At 47.9% G+C, this 18,097-nt stretch carries 16 protein-coding genes and 1 tRNA gene; 5 read left to right on the top strand and 12 right to left on the bottom strand.

All coding sequences use genetic code 11. From position 1 onward, the window contains the following. Position 1: 1 nt before the first annotated feature. The 7 genes from rbsD to LLU09_RS04825 all read right to left on the bottom strand — a co-directional run bounded on the left by rbsD (position 2) and on the right by LLU09_RS04825 (position 5,734). A complete protein-coding gene (gene rbsD / locus LLU09_RS04795; RefSeq protein ID WP_228310697.1) occupies positions 2-382 on the bottom strand; it encodes a D-ribose pyranase in 381 nt (126 codons plus the stop codon). Next, a complete protein-coding gene (gene rbsK / locus LLU09_RS04800; RefSeq protein WP_228310698.1) occupies positions 357-1,256 on the bottom strand; it encodes a ribokinase in 900 nt (299 codons plus the stop codon). The genes rbsD and rbsK overlap by 26 nt, the downstream gene beginning before the upstream one ends. Before the next feature lie 13 nt (positions 1,257-1,269). Beyond that, complete coding sequence (locus LLU09_RS04805) at positions 1,270-2,214, bottom strand: LacI family DNA-binding transcriptional regulator (protein WP_228310699.1); 945 nt, start codon at positions 2,212-2,214, stop codon at positions 1,270-1,272. A gap of 145 nt (positions 2,215-2,359) precedes the next feature. Next, positions 2,360-4,294: an aconitate hydratase gene (locus LLU09_RS04810; RefSeq protein ID WP_228310700.1), complete on the bottom strand. Its 1,935-nt coding sequence runs from the start codon at positions 4,292-4,294 to the stop codon at positions 2,360-2,362. Between the two features lie 184 nt (positions 4,295-4,478). Then, the gene (locus LLU09_RS04815) at positions 4,479-4,910 is read right to left on the bottom strand and encodes an RDD family protein (protein WP_228310701.1); all 432 of its coding nucleotides are present in this window, start codon (positions 4,908-4,910) and stop codon (positions 4,479-4,481) included. A gap of 141 nt (positions 4,911-5,051) precedes the next feature. Beyond that, positions 5,052-5,122: transfer RNA gene (locus tag LLU09_RS04820), tRNA-Thr, on the bottom strand. 126 nt (positions 5,123-5,248) lie between these two features. After that, a complete protein-coding gene (locus tag LLU09_RS04825) occupies positions 5,249-5,734 on the bottom strand; it encodes a hypothetical protein (RefSeq protein WP_228310702.1) in 486 nt (161 codons plus the stop codon). A 172-nt stretch (positions 5,735-5,906) separates the two neighbouring features. Between LLU09_RS04825 and LLU09_RS04830 the strand changes: the two genes are divergently transcribed. Beyond that, positions 5,907-7,376 carry an AcpB/EbpR/MafR family transcriptional regulator gene (locus tag LLU09_RS04830; RefSeq protein ID WP_228310703.1) on the top strand — a complete coding sequence of 490 codons (1,470 nt, stop codon included), beginning with the start codon at positions 5,907-5,909 and terminating at the stop codon, positions 7,374-7,376. Between the two features lie 64 nt (positions 7,377-7,440). Here LLU09_RS04830 and LLU09_RS04835 read toward each other — a convergent pair whose 3' ends face one another. The 4 genes from LLU09_RS04835 to LLU09_RS04850 all read right to left on the bottom strand — a co-directional run bounded on the left by LLU09_RS04835 (position 7,441) and on the right by LLU09_RS04850 (position 11,770). Beyond that, positions 7,441-8,256, bottom strand: coding sequence for a LolA family protein (locus LLU09_RS04835; protein ID WP_228310704.1), 816 nt, complete (start codon positions 8,254-8,256; stop codon positions 7,441-7,443). 106 nt (positions 8,257-8,362) lie between these two features. Next, positions 8,363-9,037: a hypothetical protein gene (locus LLU09_RS04840; protein WP_228310705.1), complete on the bottom strand. Its 675-nt coding sequence runs from the start codon at positions 9,035-9,037 to the stop codon at positions 8,363-8,365. A gap of 200 nt (positions 9,038-9,237) precedes the next feature. Further along, on the bottom strand, positions 9,238-10,362 hold the full coding sequence (locus LLU09_RS04845; protein WP_228310706.1) for a M24 family metallopeptidase: 1,125 nt from the start codon (positions 10,360-10,362) through the stop codon (positions 9,238-9,240). Further along, positions 10,355-11,770 (bottom strand): sodium:solute symporter family protein, encoded by a 1,416-nt coding sequence (locus LLU09_RS04850; RefSeq protein WP_228310707.1) that lies wholly within the window; start codon positions 11,768-11,770, stop codon positions 10,355-10,357. The genes LLU09_RS04845 and LLU09_RS04850 overlap by 8 nt, the downstream gene beginning before the upstream one ends. 406 nt (positions 11,771-12,176) lie before the next feature. Between LLU09_RS04850 and LLU09_RS04855 the strand changes: the two genes are divergently transcribed. From LLU09_RS04855 to LLU09_RS04870, 4 genes are read left to right on the top strand one after another with little or no spacing between them, the layout of a single operon-like run. After that, positions 12,177-13,463, top strand: a complete 1,287-nt coding sequence (locus LLU09_RS04855; protein WP_228310708.1) for an ABC transporter substrate-binding protein — start codon at positions 12,177-12,179, stop codon at positions 13,461-13,463. A gap of 57 nt (positions 13,464-13,520) precedes the next feature. Then, positions 13,521-14,411: a carbohydrate ABC transporter permease gene (locus LLU09_RS04860; RefSeq protein WP_228310709.1), complete on the top strand. Its 891-nt coding sequence runs from the start codon at positions 13,521-13,523 to the stop codon at positions 14,409-14,411. 1 nt (position 14,412) lies between these two features. Then, a complete protein-coding gene (locus LLU09_RS04865; protein WP_228310710.1) occupies positions 14,413-15,252 on the top strand; it encodes a carbohydrate ABC transporter permease in 840 nt (279 codons plus the stop codon). Positions 15,253-15,269: 17 nt separating this feature from the next. After that, on the top strand, positions 15,270-17,027 hold the full coding sequence (locus LLU09_RS04870) for a glycoside hydrolase family 2 protein (RefSeq protein WP_228310711.1): 1,758 nt from the start codon (positions 15,270-15,272) through the stop codon (positions 17,025-17,027). Between the two features lie 40 nt (positions 17,028-17,067). Here the strand turns inward: LLU09_RS04870 and LLU09_RS04875 are convergent, their stop codons facing one another. Beyond that, complete coding sequence (locus tag LLU09_RS04875; protein ID WP_228310712.1) at positions 17,068-18,096, bottom strand: family 43 glycosylhydrolase; 1,029 nt, start codon at positions 18,094-18,096, stop codon at positions 17,068-17,070. Between the last annotated feature and the right edge of the window lies 1 nt (position 18,097).

An 18,097-nucleotide genomic window follows, 5' to 3' on the forward strand; every position in this document is an offset into this window, starting at 1 on the left:
CCTAAAAGAAAACATTTGAATACATCAGTACATTGGAATAAGGGGTTACAGAACCTGTCCGTATGACTGCCTTGGCATGCTTCACCATCTCTTTCAGTTTTTCGTGGGATACTTTTTCATAAGAAACGCCATCATCCATAACTCCCAATAAGTCAGAGTCTTCAGCCTCTATGGCATAGATTTTCTTTTCTACATGCATGCTTTTCTTAAGCAGGGCATATACATCTTCAAACGATGGGACTCCAGGCTGCAGAGCTACATCGATTTTCTTCACACCTTCCGGGATAGGAAGGCCACAATCGCCTATCGCGATAAAATCGCCGTGCCCCAGTTCGCTCAACACCTTCGATATCTCACTATTCAATATTACTTCCTTGTACATCCTGAACTGCCTCCTTCCATTCCTCCAGAGTCGGTATTCCGCCTTGGGCACCCATCTTTCTGATAGACAATGACGCAGCAAGATTAGCATCCAGTATTGCCGTCTCCAACTCTTTGCCCTGTGTTAGAAAAGCTGCCAATGCCCCATTAAATGTATCTCCTGCGCCGGTTGTGTCCAGGGGTTCTGCCTTAAACGACGGTATTATCAGCTCCTGCTGGCCATTGTGATACAGGCATCCCTTATCCCCCATCGTGACAATAAGCTTGTTCGGATACTTGGCGACTGCCTTTGAGGGCTCCATGTTGAACAGGCTCATGCACTCTATTTCATTTGGGGTGACAAGGTGGCACTTCTCCAACGTTGAGACATCAATATCGATGTAAGGAGCGGGGTTATATATCACCTTTACACCATTTTGATCACAATGATTGATGACATATTCTATCGACTCCACAGGTATCTCATTTTGCACCAGGACATATTCTGCCTCTCCAATAGCTTTCAGGTGCTTCTTCAAAACTTCAGGCGTTAATAGGCCATTGGTGCCCGGGACCACAACAATAGAATTATCATTGTCATATATGTTGATGTGCGCTGTACCACTCGGCACTCCTGTAAACGTTTCCACATCGTCACAAAAAATACTATTATCCTTCAAGTTTGATATTAATTTTTCACCGAAAGTATCATCACCCACTGCTCCTATAAATGCAGTTTGCGCCTCCAACCGGGCTGAAGCCACTGCCTGATTCGCTCCTTTGCCCCCAAATGCAGTACTGAAGCCATGTCCAAGTAAGGTTTCTCCTTTTTCCGGCATCCTATCCGCCTGCACAATAAAGTCTGTTGAGAGACTACCCACCACTACTACATCCATTAGAAAAACTCCTTCATGTACTTTTTCTTTTAATAAGTTTGACATCCATCACTTGGCTTTCAACCTTGCCACCTTCATTCAACTTCTGAAGCATCTTGAAAGCAAGAGCGCCCAACTCGTAGACAGGTTGCTCAATTGTCGTCAATGAAGGATGAACGTATTGCGAAAAATCAAGATTATCAAATCCGATCACCTTCACCTTTTCCGGTACAGAGATACCATGATCCACAAGTGCGTTTAGAATTCTATAAGCGACCAGGTCATTGGGACAGACGATGCCGTTGACATCCATCAAAAAATCAATGTTCTGATGGGTCATTTTTCTATCCATTTCGTCATAGTCAACGGTTTTATAGAAGACATCTTTGGCTTGCAGTATTTCTTCTGCACCTAAAGTCCTTTTGTTGAAGGAACTATAGTTTTGAGGACCCTTGATTATTAGTATTCTGTCAGCTCCCTGCTGGATAAGATGGGTCGCCTGTAGACGCCCCCCCTTCATATTATCCGATTCTACTGATATATGGTCTTCCACAACGCGATCGAGTAGAATGAGTGGCCTTCCTAATATTTCATCTCTTGAGGATGACCAGGTTGCAGAAATGATGCCTGCACAATTATTCTGGTCAAAGACCTCCAGATACTTCGACTCTTTCTCTAAATCATGATCAGTGTTACCAATGATAATGCGATAGTTATTCTTCATCGCAGCATCTTCTATCCCTCTGATCATTTTAGGAAAGTATGGGTTTGATATATCTGGAACTAGGACACCAATAATGTTTGATCGGCTAGTATTCAACGCCCTCGCAACTTCATTCGGTTTATAGTTTAATCTTTTTGCTGCTTCAAGAACCCGTTTCTTCACTTCCGGGCTTGCATATCCAGAACTGTTCAATGCACGTGAAACTGTAGCCACCGATACTCCAATCTCTGCTGCTAAGTCTTTTAATGTGACCATGTTTATCACCTGTGTAAACGTTTACACAGAATTTACCATAGTCTTATATGATATGCAACAATAATTAGAATATTTTTTCCATTTTAAAAGCCGTCCAACCATAATGTAGGTTGGGCGGCTTAGTACTTCCTAGTAATTATGGGTGTCACTGCCTCTGCTTCGCCCAGTTGATGATGCCGCCGGCGAGCATGAGGTCGAGATGACGTTTCGTCATGCTGTGCCTGACGGTGATTTCCTCACCGGAGTCCTTCAATTTGACTTTGAATGTTTTGCCGTCCTGGATGGCCTGATGAACGTTCCTGAACTCGATGACATCGCCTTCGTCGATCTTCTCGTGGTCTGCCGGATCTTCGAATGTCAGCGGCAGGATGCCGAAGTTGATCAGGTTCTGCAGGTGGATCCGCGCGAAGTCCTTCGCCAGTACGACTTTCAGGCCGAGGTACCGCGGCGCGAGGGCTGCGTGCTCACGGCTCGATCCCTGACCGTAGTTGTTGCCGGCGACGACCATGTGTCCGCCCGAATCGCGTTTTCCTTCAGCGCGTTCAGTATAGGTCTCGTCGACGCCTTCGAATACGAATGTACTGATCTTCGGTATGTTGCTCCGGAATGGCAGTACCCTCGAGCCGCCGGCGAGTATCTCGTCGGTGGAGATGTTGTCGTCCATCTTCAGCAGTACCGGCATGTCGAAACTGTCTTCGATCGGGTCGAAGTCTGGAATGGTCGAGACGTTCGGGCCCTTCACGATTTCGATGTCGCTGGTGTCTTCCGGCGGGTCCTCGAGCATCTTGTTTGTCTTGATGGCTGCGGCTTCCGGTATTTCCGGATACTCCATATCGAGCGTTCTCGGATCTGTGATGACACCCGTCAGAGCCGAAGCAGCTGCGGTCTCGGGACTGCAGAGGAACACCTTGTCCTCTTTCGTTCCCGAACGTCCCGGGAAGTTCCGCGGTGTCGTCCTCAGACTGTTCTGATCCGTCGCCGGTGCCTGTCCCATACCGATACAGCCGTTGCAGCCTGCCTGGTGCAGCCGCGCACCGGAAGACAGCAGGCTGGCGATATGCTTATTGTCCACCAGCTGCTGGAGCAGCAGTCGGGATGTCGGGTTGATGTCGAATGAAATGCCGGTGGCAATCTGTTTGCCTTTGACGATTTCTGCTGCGACCGCAAAGTCCCGGTAGCCCGGGTTTGCGGAAGAACCGATGTATGACTGGTAGATCTCCTCGCCAGCAATCTCTTCGACCGGTACGACGTTATCCGGGCTCGTCGGCTTCGCAATCAGCGGCACGAGTTCAGAAAGGTTGATTTCCTCATGATCATCATATTCCGCCCCTTCATCCGCCTTCAGTTCAACCCACTCGTCTTCACGTCCCTGGGTCTCCATGAAACGCTTCACTTCTTTGTCGGATGGGAATACCGATGTCGTCGCGCCGAGTTCGGCACCCATGTTCGCAATGACGTGCCTATCCATTGCGGAAAGATCATCGAGCCCTGGACCATAATATTCGATGATTCGGCCGACACCGCCGTTCACCGTATGGCGGCGCAGCATCTCGAGTATGACATCCTTCGCACTGACCCAGTCCGGCATCTCCCCGGTCAGCTTCACACCCATAATACGAGGCATCTCGATGTAATACGGCTCTCCCGCCATCGCCATCGTCACGTCGATGCCGCCGGCGCCCATGGCCAGCATACCCATGCAGCCGTTTGCGCATGTATGGCTGTCCGAGCCGAGCAGCGTCTTGCCGGGTATCGACAGTTCCTGCATATGCACAGGGTGGCTGACCCCGTTGCCCGGCCTGCTGTAGTGTACGCCGAACTTCTGTGCCGCACTCCTCAGGAACAGGTGGTCATCCGGATTCCGGTGATCATCCTGTATCAGGTTATGGTCGACATACTGTGCGGAAACTTCCGTCTTCACCTTATCTATGCCCATCGCTTCCAGTTCCAGCATCACCATCGTACCCGTCGCATCCTGCGTCAACGTCTGATCGATCTTCAGGCCGATCTCTTCCCCGGGCTTCATTTCACCCGATACGAGATGATCCTGAATCAGTTTCTGAGCCACATTCAATGGCATGTTCCCTTCCCCCTTATCGTATTTTATGGCGTTCTGCCTAAAGTCTGTCTTATACTTACTATTGCACTAAACGGGGGATTGTAAACTGAATATCCGGACTTTCGTATCTGAAGAAGGTGGAACACCTCAAATTTGACGAAAAAAATGCTCCGGACATTAAAGTCCCAGAGCATCATTCAACAATCTATTCTTCCTTCTTCCAATGTTCCGGACGGTCATGTGTGACATACGTACCGGCAATGAGATCGTGGATGCCGCGCTTGTCTCGCCTCAGCCCCACCATGAAAGCGGAGACGATCAGCGCAATCCCGAATGTGATGGTGTACAGGAAGCCGCCGAGGACTTCCCGCAGCACCATCGTACCGAGTCCCACATTCGAACCATCCATCTTTACGATCCTGATATCAAGTACACGCTTGGCAATCGTATATCCATACAGGAAGACCGGCACCAGCACAAAGTACAACATCGCCATGACGCTCTCCGCCGTCTGCACCACCTGGCTGCCCGTATCGAGCTGGAGCACGAAGATGAGCGTCCCCACCACCATGCCGACCAGCAATCCATCCAGCAGCCGTGCCGCAAGTCTTACCCAGAATCCTGCTATGTTCGTCATTTCTAAACCTCCATACTATTTTTCTTTCATCCATTGTAGCACTGCGTGGCAGCCGAAGGATATATATTCACATAATAAAAGACCACCGCCCCACCTGCTGCATCTTCCGGCAGGTGAAACGATGGTCATGACGTTCAAGGAAGCCGACAGCGAGAATCGAACTCGCATCGCAGCCTTACCATGGCTGTGTTCTACCATTAAACTATGTCGGCACAATCAGGATATGCATTGGGAAAATATCCAAATTGATTATAGCATACCCGGGCTGTGACATTCCACCGGCCCCCTGAACTTTTTATGATATTTTTACCCCTTCCAGACCGACCGCAGGAAGAACATCAATTCATCGTCTCGCGCGACGCATCGACAAGCGACTGGAGCAGGCGGAAGTGCCCGACATCCATGCGGCGGAGGATATGTCGCACAGCCTTCGCATCTTCCGTTATGCAGTCGATCTGAAGCGTGCCGAGCTCCTTGTCCCCATCCACCCGCTCAAAAGACATCTTGACGACATCGCGGAATTTGAACAGGTCGACCGTCCAGCATGCCGTCTCTGCATCCTTCAGGCGGGAGGCGGAGGCGATGACCATTCCACCATCCGTGATGATGTATATCCCATCATGGACGAAGCTCGTGGCGCAGTCTCCGATGCCGATGGCCTGATGGTTCAAGATTTCTGCATATGAAGCATCCTGCATCATTGCCTCGGCTGCCCCACTGATGAAAGGATGATCATCCTGCTTCATGCATTCCAGGGTGATGCTGAAACCTGCCGGCAGGGAAAAACGGGACTCCAGTTCGCCATATGTATCCTTTCCAGTCATGCTACCGCCTCTTTCCGTTCATATCTCCCTCCTATCCTATCAGGCAGACGGCCCTGCTCCTTTTCAAATTTTTCATGGGATGGACACTTTTTGATAAGGGGATAAGGATTGACCTCCCAAGTGCCCGGGAAGATAATAGTCTTCAAATGAGAGTGCACGGAGGAGTGGAATCATGAAAAGCCTGTTGTCGAAGTCGGAACGCCGACGCATTGAAATGATGGAGATGCTGGATGCCGCTGAAGGATGGATGGCCGCGAGCCAACTCACAGAAACCCTTGGGTGTTCGGAGCGCATCATCCGGGAAGATGCGTCTGAACTGAACGCAATGTTCGATTACCTCAGCATCGAATCACAGCGTGAGCACTACCGGATCATCTTCAAGCCGGGCACCGGCCTTGAGACGCTGAACAGCCACCTGCTGCATCACAGCATCGCCTTCCGGCTGTTGCGGTGTACCTTCTTCAAGAACTACAACACCATGAAGGCACTTGCCGATGCGCTGTACATCAGCCAGGCGACCCTGTACCGCCTCCTCGCCCGCATCAATGATGCGCTGGGCCGGCATTACGGCATCCATTTCGACACGACCGCCGTCCGACTCGAGGGGGACGAAGCCGACATACGCTTCTTCTATTCCCAATATTTCGCTGAAGCCTATGGCGTGTTCGACTGGCCATTCGAAAGGATCGATGAGCGTGCATTCAGCAATTTCCTTGAATGTGTCATAGAAGAAAGCGGCGTCTATATGGACTTTGCCATATTCCGCTATGTGAAGATCGTCTCGGCAGTCAATTTCATACGCTACTCGAGAGGATATCGTGTCGACCACAGAAGTGATATGGACGAAATCTACGCCCGGCTGACGCAGGATGCACATAGGTTTGAGGATGCAGAAAAACGCCTTGGCATCCGGTTGACCCGCAGTGCATTCGAACAGATTTTCACTGCATTCGTCCAGCCGCATTTCCACTATACCTATACGTCACTCGCCGCTTCTGCCGATCATGATGATTACACGGCCGCTTCCATAGACACACTTACCAGACTGATACATCAGCTGTCCGAGGATAACGCTATCCCCCATCCCGATCCGGCACCCATCATACTGAATGTGCATAATACCGCGCTGCTGGAGAAGCATGACATCTACCTGCGTCCCATACTGTCCGACCGGAAACAGGCATTCATAAAGCGTCTTGAGCAGAATCACCCGGACTTCTGCCGGCAGCTCCACGAAGCCGTCATCGAATACAGACAGGTGCTTGGACGCAGCACGGATACCTACATCATCAACCAGCTCATCTATACGTGGTTCGTGAACTGGGAGGGGCTCGTCCATCATCTGGAGGCAAAACGCCGGCCCCTCCACCTGCTGGTACTGAGCAATCATGACATGTACCATGCGGAGATGATGGCCGACATGATCACCCATGCGTTCGGCAAAGGCATCACCGTCGAAGTGCCTCGATGCATCAATATCACAAAGAAGGACCTCGAACACTCGAATTGTGATCTCATCATTACGAACTTTGCCCTGCAAAATTTCCAGGGCCCGCCCTGCATACAGGTCTCCCAGTTCCCGGACCAGTCCAATATGCTCAAGATCAGGGAGGCATTGATGCCTTCGGAGGTAGAAACTTAATTCCGGACTATAAATAAAAGGAGCCCCGGCCACCATTCATCAGTGGTCGGGGCTTCAATATGGATCAGAAGCTGTCGAGGTCGGTATCAGGTTCCGGCTGTGACATATCGATGATTTCCACATCTTCCGGCAGATCGAGTGTATAGCGTCCGGCCGAGTGTTCAATGTCGCCGTCATACTCAAGCAGCTCATACACCATCTGGTGTCCATCCTGAATCATGACCTCCTTCAGGATCAACCCATTCTCGATATTAAGGTAGACATCAAGTGCCGTACCGCCCGTTTCCTCATTCGGTGTGAAGGCGATATGGTGACCCGTGTATCCGGCGATCTCCACAGTCTCCTCGAGCCCCATCGTATGGCTCTCCTGATAGCTGCGGAGCCGGTTGCCGATGGCACTGGAAGGACGCGCCGTCATATCTCCACCATGCATCGCATCACTGACGTATGCCACTGCGTCCCCTTCCGAGTATTGCCATGTCTTTTCCCCATCGCTCACATAATACTGTACAGGCAGATCTTCAGTGTGTACTTCCCGGCGGACGAAACTCTTGTCATCTTCCGTATGATACCACTCCTTCGTTTCGGACACCTGCGTCTCCTCCTGATATTCCATTGTGACGCGGGTATGGAGATAGTAGTTGAGATTCTCTCCAGCCCGAGCCTCCACCGCATCGACGATCGATTCGGCCGTCATCGACTCCGGTGAAATGGAGGACTCTTCGGGATCTTCCGGCTCCTCCGAAGGGGCACTCGCCTCTTCTTCCGTCACTTCCTCGGTCGTCTCTTCAGGCGAGGATTCTTCCTCTTCATTTTCCTGCGTGCCGCAGCCCGAGAGATACAGGGCTGCTACAATCAACATCAGCCATCGTTTGTACATACAGCACCTCCCCTCCAGATACTTCCTCTTATCATATACCCTTTCTGATCCAGCCGCGCACATCAATAGCGCCAAATAAAAAAGAGCAGTTTTTATCTGCTCTTCATCACACCAGCCGCCCGTCCCATATGGAAGCGCCCTTCTGCCCTTCGTATTCCGATTCTCCCTGAAGACGTCCGGACTCCACTTGACGGAGCAGCTGCTCCTGCTTGCGGAAAAGGGTGATCGCACGCTTCCTGTTTGAGACGATGATGGATTCATATTGATGGGCCAGTTCAGCCATTCTTGCTTCGATGGCATCCACTTCCATCTCGGCACTTCGTTTCTGTACTTGTAGATGCCGTTGTACGAGGATGCAGTCGGTGATCATCCATGTCAGTCCGATGCCGCTGCTCAATGTGACCAAGAGGAACATCCCCACGAGCCCAAAATCCAGGCCGAGATACAGTATATGGACGAAAGCCAGCAGCACAGCTGCGATGACTGTCGCTGCTGCACCACGCATGAAGCTGCCGCAGAAAGCCATGAAGTTTCGAAGTTTCCCTTTTCCACCAGACATTTCAGCATCGGAAGATCCCGACAGGCGGTCTGCCTTCAGGTTTTCATACCATCGCAACGTATCTTCATACTGATGACTCAGATTATTCTCATGGTAGGCAAGGAGCCTTTTTTCATAATACGCTATATTCTCCTGGCAGACGTCGATTTCATTTTCGATGCGCCTCAATGATTTTCCAATATGCTGGCCAGCTGCATACTGCGATTGAACTTTATGGACCACGACATTCTCCCCCATGATGTATGTACAAGTAATTTTACCCGTTCAATACATTATAGGGTATTTTATTGTAATTGCCTATCATATATTTCCTAAAAGGAGAAGAAAATGAAAAAATAAAGGGAATTATACACTTCACCCTATCTTTCTTCATGAAGAAGCCCCTTCCGAGCAACATACGCCGGAAAGGGCTTCAAATTCGTTTATTTTATGATCATGCTCTCCAGATCCCTCGGATATTCCGTGATGATTTCAGCACCGTTCTGCGTCAATACGACGGTATCGGAGTGTCTGAACCCGCCTACGCCTGGAATGTAGATGCCCGGTTCGACGCAGAATACCATGCCCGGCTCCAGTACAAGGTCGTTGTCGAAGCGAAGTGAGGGCTCTTCATGCTGGCCGATGCCGATTCCGTGGCCGGTGCGGTGCGAGACGTAGGCGTCGTATCCGGCTTCCTTGATGACGTCGAGCGCCGCCTGGTTGACGGCCTTTGCGGTGACGCCCGCCTTGATGAAATCGAGCGCGGCTAGGTGCGCCTCCAGCATGACGTTGAAGGCCTTCTCCTGTTCTTCCGTCGGTCCGCCGATGAAGTACGTTCGTTCACATTCCGCCCGGTAGCCGTTCAGGCCGACCTGGCGGCTGTGGATGATGGCGTCACCCATCTCCAGTTTCCGCGTATTGGAGAATACATGGGGCATGTTCGTCCGCTCGATGCCCGACGGTGACATGACGAAGTAGTCCAGCGTGGAGTCGGTGTGATTCTTTGATATCTCTTCAAAGAGATATTGGTTACCATGGTAGTCGATCTCAAGCTCCGACTTGCCCGCTTCCGAATGTTCGAGCGTGTGCTTCAGTGCACCGCTCACAAGCTTGCCGGATTCCTTGATCATGTCGATTTCTTCATCACTCTTGATGGCCCGCATCCGAACGATATCCCCTTGAATGTCGATGAGGTCATGGCCCTTCTCCTGGATGCTTGAGGCAAGTTCAGCCGGCAGCGAACCGAATTCGATGCCCACCTTATCACCTTCAATACCGTCCATCACTTCATCGAACAGTTCGTGATAGTCCGTGCTGCCTCGTCCTTCAACTTCATGGTAGATGTGGAGCGCCGCATCCGTCTTCTCACCAGCATGCTTCTCCTCAAGCGATGGGATGATCAGACTCTCTTTCGTCTGCTCCACGACCATGATGATCGGACGGGAATACGTGATGGCCTTGAGACCGCTGAAATAGAACTGGTTCTCGAAGTTGAATATGACGGCGGTGTCCAGATGCTTTTCTTTCATGACTTCTCTGAGATTGTCCACTCTTTTTGTCCTATCCATTCTCAGGCACCTCCTTCATTTCATTATGCTGTCCTTTAGTAAACAGTGTCACGGCAAACAGGACGATGAACGCGATCGGTACTGAAATCAGTGCCGAATTGATGCCTGTCGACTGTACAAAGAAGAATTCCCAGAACAGTGTGGAGACGAGTCCAGAGGCCATTGATGCAAGGCCGGCCGGTTTCGTGACTTTCGGGAACAGGAACACTGCGAGCAGTGCTGGGGTGATACCTGCGCCATACACCGTGTACGCATACATCTGTACGGAAAGTACGGTCGGGAAGTACATCGTCAGCATGAATGCGATGATGCCGAGTATCGGAATCAGTACCCTTGTATAGACCAGTCTTTGATGGTCATCAATGTCCTTCTTCAAGTACTTGCCGACGAAGTCGTAGACGACGCTTGTCGCAGCAGACAGGAGATACGAGTTGCCCGTCGTGACGATGAATGCCGTCAGTGCCGCAATCAGTATGCCGCCGATGACGACCGGCAGTACACTCGTGATGGCGATCAGTGCCATGCCCGGTTCAATATCCGGGAACATGGAGCGTGAAATGAATGCCAGGATCGAAATCACCGGTGTGACGATGATCAGGCCGATGATCCAGCCCGCTGTACCCAGCTTCGTAGATTTGTCGTCCATTGAAGACGACATCCGCTGATAGATGTTCTGGTCACCGAGCAGCAGGAACAGCGTCGGGATGTAGTATCCCATCAGCTGCAGGAAGCTCAGTGAACCCGTAGCGCTCAAGTGGCTCTCCGGCACGTTGGAGGTGATTTCACTCCATCCGCCGCCTGAAGATAATGCGATCGGCAAAGCGATGATCAGACCGAAGATGACCAGGAATGCACTGAATGCATCCGTCGGTGCCACGGACATCAGTCCGCCGATGCCTGCTAGGAATATGATGATTACTGCAGCGATGATCGTACCCGTACCGACCGGTATGCCGAGTGAGATGTTGAGTATGTAGGCGAGACCCTGGTACTGGTATGAGACGATGCCCACGAAAGCGAGTATGATGATCAGGGCTGCAAGCAGGCTTGCCACCTTGCCATATTTCACTTCCAGTATTTCAGCGACTGTATATTTTCCGTAATGTTTGATCTTAGAAGAGATGAGGAAGATTGTCGCGATACCGATGAGCGACGGCAGCGTCGACATCAATGCCGGCCATATTCCGAATGAGTACGCCAATGAGTTCTGTCCACCCGTGACGGACCCGCTTCCGACCCAAGTTGCAAGCAGCGTCCCCATCAGGACGACCGGCCCCAATGACTTGCCGGCGAGTATGAAGTCCTCGCTCGAACTGATCTTCTTGGAGTAGTACATGCCGAGCAGCAGCATGAACACACCATAACCTACTACAAACCATATGAGTATGGGTTGATTTGAAAATTCCATTGTTTTCCCCCTGTGTTTGGATTGTGCCCTTAATCAACCTAACATATTGAAATTTTCATTTCATCTTCTCATCCGGAAAAAATTTCACAAATCCTATAAGAACAACTGATACGACGACAAAGTAAAAATTTTCAGTAATATATTATTTCATGTATACAAGATTTAAATAATATTAACCTGTAGCTCAAGATACACTTTAAATTAATCCCTCTAACTATTCCTATTATGTTCTTCAGCTCCCAAACCTCTTTTCCATTTTTTATAGTAAGTTGTACTATTTTAATTTTTCCTTTAAGTTTCTTCGAAATTTATAAAACGCTTACAATATATATTGACAAAACTGTCTGAAAAGGATAGATTTATATTATACTTAATTAAATTAATTAATTAACTTAGGAGGTTGTGTATGAAAAAAGTATACTTGTTATTAACTCTAGTCTTTGCGCTCGTTTTAAGTGCTTGTGGGAATTCCGGCGAAACATCCGGGAATGCAAACAACGAAGGAGGCGGTGATGGGGCTTCATCATCTGGCGATACTTCTACAGTAAAACTCTATGCTCCTTTCTCAGGCCCGGATGGAGAAAACATGAAGCAGATTGTGGAAGATTATAATGGGTCACAGGAAGACGTCCAAGTAGACTTGCAAATTGTTCCACAGAACGACTACTATACTACACTCGACCTTACCCTAAGTGGTGGTGGCGAAGGCGATCAACCGGATCTTGTCGTTATGCACGGTGATCAGATTCAGACATATGTAGAAAACGGTAGCCTCCAAGAAGCCGCTCCTCTTCTCGAAGGAGATATTTCAGCAGACGATTACCATGAAAAAGCTCTGATCGGTACAGAACATGAGGATACACTTTACGGTATACCTTTCGATATACACCCTCTCATGTATTTCTGGAATAAAGACTTGATTCAAGAAGCTGGTTATGATGCAGAATATATACCCTCCAACAGGGATGAATTCATCGAAATGACAACGGCAGTATCCGAACTCGGGGACGATAAGCATGGTTTTGTTGTACCTACACTTTGGCCACAACAATTTATCTTCCCTACACTGGTTTATCAGAATGGTGGAGAACTCATCACAGATGGAGAGGTCAATTACACTGAAGAACCAGTCGTTGATGCGGCACAGTTCCTCTATGACTTGATCTACACACACGAAGTATCTCCTTCAAATGTTCAACAGGATGGAGAATTGACGCTCTTCATGCAAGGTAACAACGCAGTAACATTTAATGGTCCATGGATGATGAACCAATTTGAAGAATCTGGCATAAACTATGGTGTCGCACCAGTTCCACAACTGGGCACTGAACAGCAGGCAGTATTTGCAAACTCACATAACTTTGTTCTTCCTGCAAGCGTTGAAGACGAGACAAAAATCGAATCAATCAGAAACTTCCTAGGCTACGTTGCAGAAAACTCCATGGAATGGGCTGAGTCAGGCCAAGCTCCAGCTGCAAAAGCAGTATATGAAAGCGAAGAGTTCCAAGATATGGAATTCCAATCTCAAGTTGCTTCACAATTCGATGATGTAAAGTTCGCACCAGAAGTCTCGAACTGGGGTCCTGTATCCGACCCACTCTTCCAGAACCTGAACGAAATCTTACTTGATGAAAAAGAGATTGAAGCCGCACTTCAAGACGCTGAAGAAGCATCACAAGCTAATCTTGAATAACAAAGAAATCAAGGGAGTTTATCACATGATAAGCTCCCTTAAATTTAAGGTGGTACTATGAAAAAAGATGACAATAAATTCACATCAAGCCTATTCATCCTTCCCTATCTGATTATGTTTATAATCTTCCTTATAGTCCCCCTGGGCTATGGGTTCTATATAAGTCTACATGATTGGAGTCTTGTAGGTGGCAAAGGGGAATTCGTTGGCCTTGCCAACTACACGGAAATCCTCTTCTCAGGGAACTCTTCGAGTAACATATTCATGAACGGCCTGATTAACACTCTGATTTTCGTAGTCTTGAGTGTACCTGCCCTTGTAATACTTGCACTCATATTGGCATTACTCTTAAATTCTTTACCTGAAAAGTTGCAACCTTTCTTCAGAACCGTCTATTTCATACCATACTCCATTTCAGTATCCATCATCGCTGTAATATGGCTCTGGATGCTTGATACCAATTCTGGATTTATCAACGAGTTTCTTGGACAGTTTGGGATAGGACCACTACCTTGGCTGACCGATACAAACTATGCATGGTTCTCACTGGTTCTTGCCACGGTATGGTGGACAGTAGGTTTCAATATGATCATACTTATCAATGCATTAAATGAGGTGTCTGAAGAGTTGTACGAAGCAGGCAGTATCGATGGAGCTTCTCCATGGCAGAAGTTCATCCATATCACATTGCCCAGCATACGTCCCATCATGTTGTTCGTTGTCGTCACGACCACAATCGCCTCTTTCAACGTCTACGGACAACCCTACCTCATGACACGTGGTGGCCCAGGTACCTCGACCGAAGTACTGCTTATGGGCATCGTCAGACAAGCTTTTGAACTGCGTGACATCGGTCTCGCTTCTGCCATGGCTGTAATCATGACACTGATCATCATTTCTATTTCAGCAGTCCAGTTTAAATTCCTAAGAAATAAAGAAGGTGTTTAAGATGAAGAATATGAAACTTCTCAGAAATATAGGGCTGACCATTTTAGCGATATTTTTTGCAATATTTTTTGCCGTGCCACTCATCTGGATGATATCCACCGCCTTCAAAACTGACATGGAAGCCATGCTTGGCGGCATCAATATAATTCCTAAAGAGTTTACTCTGGATAATTTCAAGTATTTCTTTGAAGGTGCCAATAGTGATGCACCTGTGTTCCGATGGATGTTCAACTCGTTGTTCTCAGCAACCATGGGCACAATCATCATTGTAGCCATCGACGCAATGGCCGCCTACGCACTCGCACGATTAAACCTTCCAATCAAGAAAGTACTTTTCGCTATCATAATCAGTACTCTGATGGTGCCATGGGTAATCACTTTCCTTCCAATGTATATGCAATTTGCTCAATTTGGAATGCTGAATAGCTATGCTGCACTTATTCTGCCCTACTCAGCAAATGCGTTTGGCGTGTTCCTCCTTTACCAGTTCTTCTCCACATTTCCGAAAGAACTGGAGGAAGCCGCACGCATTGATGGCGCGAACAAATGGCAGATATTCATCAGGGTGGTACTGCCATCCGCAAGACCGCTTATGGCAACACTCGCTATCTTCTCATTCATGACAATATACAATGACTTCCTGTGGCCGCTCGTAGCAACCAACAGTCCCGACATGAGGACAATCACTACAGGTATCGCCATCATGTCACAGGGCAGCTTCGTTTCTTCATATGGAAAGCTGATGGCGCTGACAACAATTGCAACCGTACCAATCATTATTGTATTTATACTAGGACAAAAACACTTCATCCGTGGCATTACACAGTCCGGAATTAAATAAACTAAGGAGATATCTTTATGAGAAAAATGTATCCAAGACCAGATTTCCAAAGAGAAGAGTGGATTAGTTTAAATGGTCAATGGGAGCTTAGATTTGATGATACAGACCAAGGGATTAAGGAAAAATGGGGGAAAGGGTTTGAGGGTAACCATAAGATTACAGTCCCCTTTGCCTATCAAGCAGAATTGAGCAACGTCGATGAAAAGGAAAACCATGATATATTATGGTACCAGAAAAAATTTGATATCACCGATAAATCGAAATCCTATATCCTCAATTTCGGCGCAGTCGATTATGAAGCTATCATATTCGTCAATGGGGAGCGGATTGGCTCACATATCGGGGGGCATTCATCTTTCAATTTTGATATTACGCCCTATGTGGAGAAGGGTGAAAACCTTCTTGTCATTCGTGTTTATGATCCAATGACCGATGAAACGATTCCACGGGGCAAACAATATTGGAAATTGGAACCAGAATACATCTTCTATACACGTACATCCGGTATATGGCAATCTGTTTGGATTGATATTCTTAGCAGAGAGCATCTGGATGCATTCAAGTTTACGCCAGATATAGATAGAGGGACAGTAAATATCAAAACATATTTTGACAATGTCATTCACGATAAGAACAGGAAAGTTAAGCTGAAAATTTCATTCGAAGACCAGCTGATTTCAGAAGATATCAGCACAATCAACAGTCGATTCTTCTCACGCGACATTGATGTCAGAAATCTCTTTACCGAAAGAAGTAACATTCATAACGACGGCTGGTACTGGACACCTGAGAATCCTAACCTGTTCGACGTAACCATTGAGCTTTTGGATGAAACCTTTAAAACTCTGGATAGAGTAGAAACATATTTTGGGATGCGGAAAGTGGAAGTGTTGGACGGCAAATTTATGCTGAACAACAAGGCATATTATCAGAAACTTGTCCTTGATCAAGGGTACTTTCCAAAAGGCTTGATGACAGCTCCAGAAGATGATGATCTCAAGAGGGATATTGAACTGGCAAAAGAGATGGGATTTAATGGTGCCCGTAAACACCAGAAGGTGGAGGATCCTATATTCCTCTATTGGGCAGATAAGCTCGGCTTTCTCGTCTGGGGAGAGATGGCCAATGCTGCTGAGTATGATGAAGGTTACGTTGAGCGTATGAACAAGGAATGGATCGAGGTCATCGAGCGTGATTACAACCACCCTTCCATCGTCACCTGGGTTCCGCTCAATGAAAGCTGGGGAATCTCACGAGTTGCCCATGAAAAGAAGCAGCAAGATCATTCATTGTCTATGTATCACCTTACCAAGTCTCTAGACAACACTCGACCGGTCTTGTCCAACGAAGGATGGGAGCATACCCAATCCGACATATGCGGAATCCATAACTACCTAGATGAAACAGATATACGCAATCATTATCAGGATGTGGACAGTGCCCTATCTCATACACCTGCAAACCGTCTCATCTATGCACGTGGGTATGAGTATAATAACGTTCCGATTATGATTACGGAGTATGGAGGCATCGCCTATGTCATTGATGACAAAGGTTGGGGCTATTCAAGTGTCGATTCCGAGGAGGCATTGATTGAAGGCTACAGAGAGCTGACAGAAGCAATCGGCGAAAGCCCGGTACTGCATGGCTACTGTTATACCCAACTTACAGATGTGGAACAGGAGATAAATGGCCTGTTGACATATGACAGGAAGCCTAAATGCGACTTGCAAAAAATCAAAGAGATCAACGACAGTGTAAGTCATTCTAACTAAATAAAACCCTTCAGAGATTACTCTGAAGGGTTTTATCATATCAATCGACTTGTGGACTTCTATTCACTTCTGATTGTGGTTCCTCTGTTTCCATTGCAGGCCAACCATCCTCAAATGCTAAAGGACTCATCATGAGAGGTCTTCTTGTGGCACCCATGGGAAGGTAAGGTTCATCAGTATCTATTGCGTGATATAGGAGCCAGTGCTCTTCATTATCATCAACTATCATTGTAGTATGTCCAGGCCCGACGAAGGTCTTCCCTACGCCTGAATCATTGCCGTCCAGCAATACTGTGCCCCGACTCTCCATGATATCTTCACCTTCCTTGTTCAAGTAGGGTCCTCTGATATCATCCGCTTTTGCGATTTCCAACTGGTATTGGCTTGCTATACCCTCACAACAGCTTCCTGTCGAACCGATGAAATGGAATTCATCGTCTTTTTCGAAGATGTATGTCGCTTCGAATGCATCACCGGCAATTTGGAACTTGTCTCCTGTTGTCGTAAATCCATCATCCTCGAGTTCTATGCCATATATCCCGTGGAAACTGCCCCAGAAAAGATAGTTCGTTTCCCCTTGAACGACAAAGGGATCGATGGAATTCGATACACCGATTTCTTCACTCTTGAATATCACTCCTTTATCTGTAAAAGGGCCCTCAGGAGTGTCAGCTACAGCCATTCCGATTCCAGGATTCGGATCACCCCATATGGAATACGAATAATAAAGATTGTACTGGTCGCCGAATTTGACTATTTCAGGTGCCCATAGGAAACCCTCATCTTTCCAGTCTGGTTTTTCCTCGAGTGCCTGTCCGACAAACTCCCATTCAATCAAGTCTTTCGACCGGATGATGGGGATATTTGGTTGCCCTTTCTCTTCGTCAAGGTAGTCCTCTGTACCATACGCATAGAAGTAGCCATCATCTGATTCAATCACTGTCGGATCTGCCAAAGTAGGTTCAAAAACCGGATTTGTGTAGCCTTTGTCCCTATTTAAAAGTAAAAGACCGGCTGCTATCACTGCAATAAACAGTACACCGATTATCGAAATGACAATTTTCTTCATG

The sequence above is a fragment of the Salinicoccus sp. RF5 genome (genome assembly GCF_020786625.1).
Lineage (GTDB): Bacteria > Bacillota > Bacilli > Staphylococcales > Salinicoccaceae > Salinicoccus.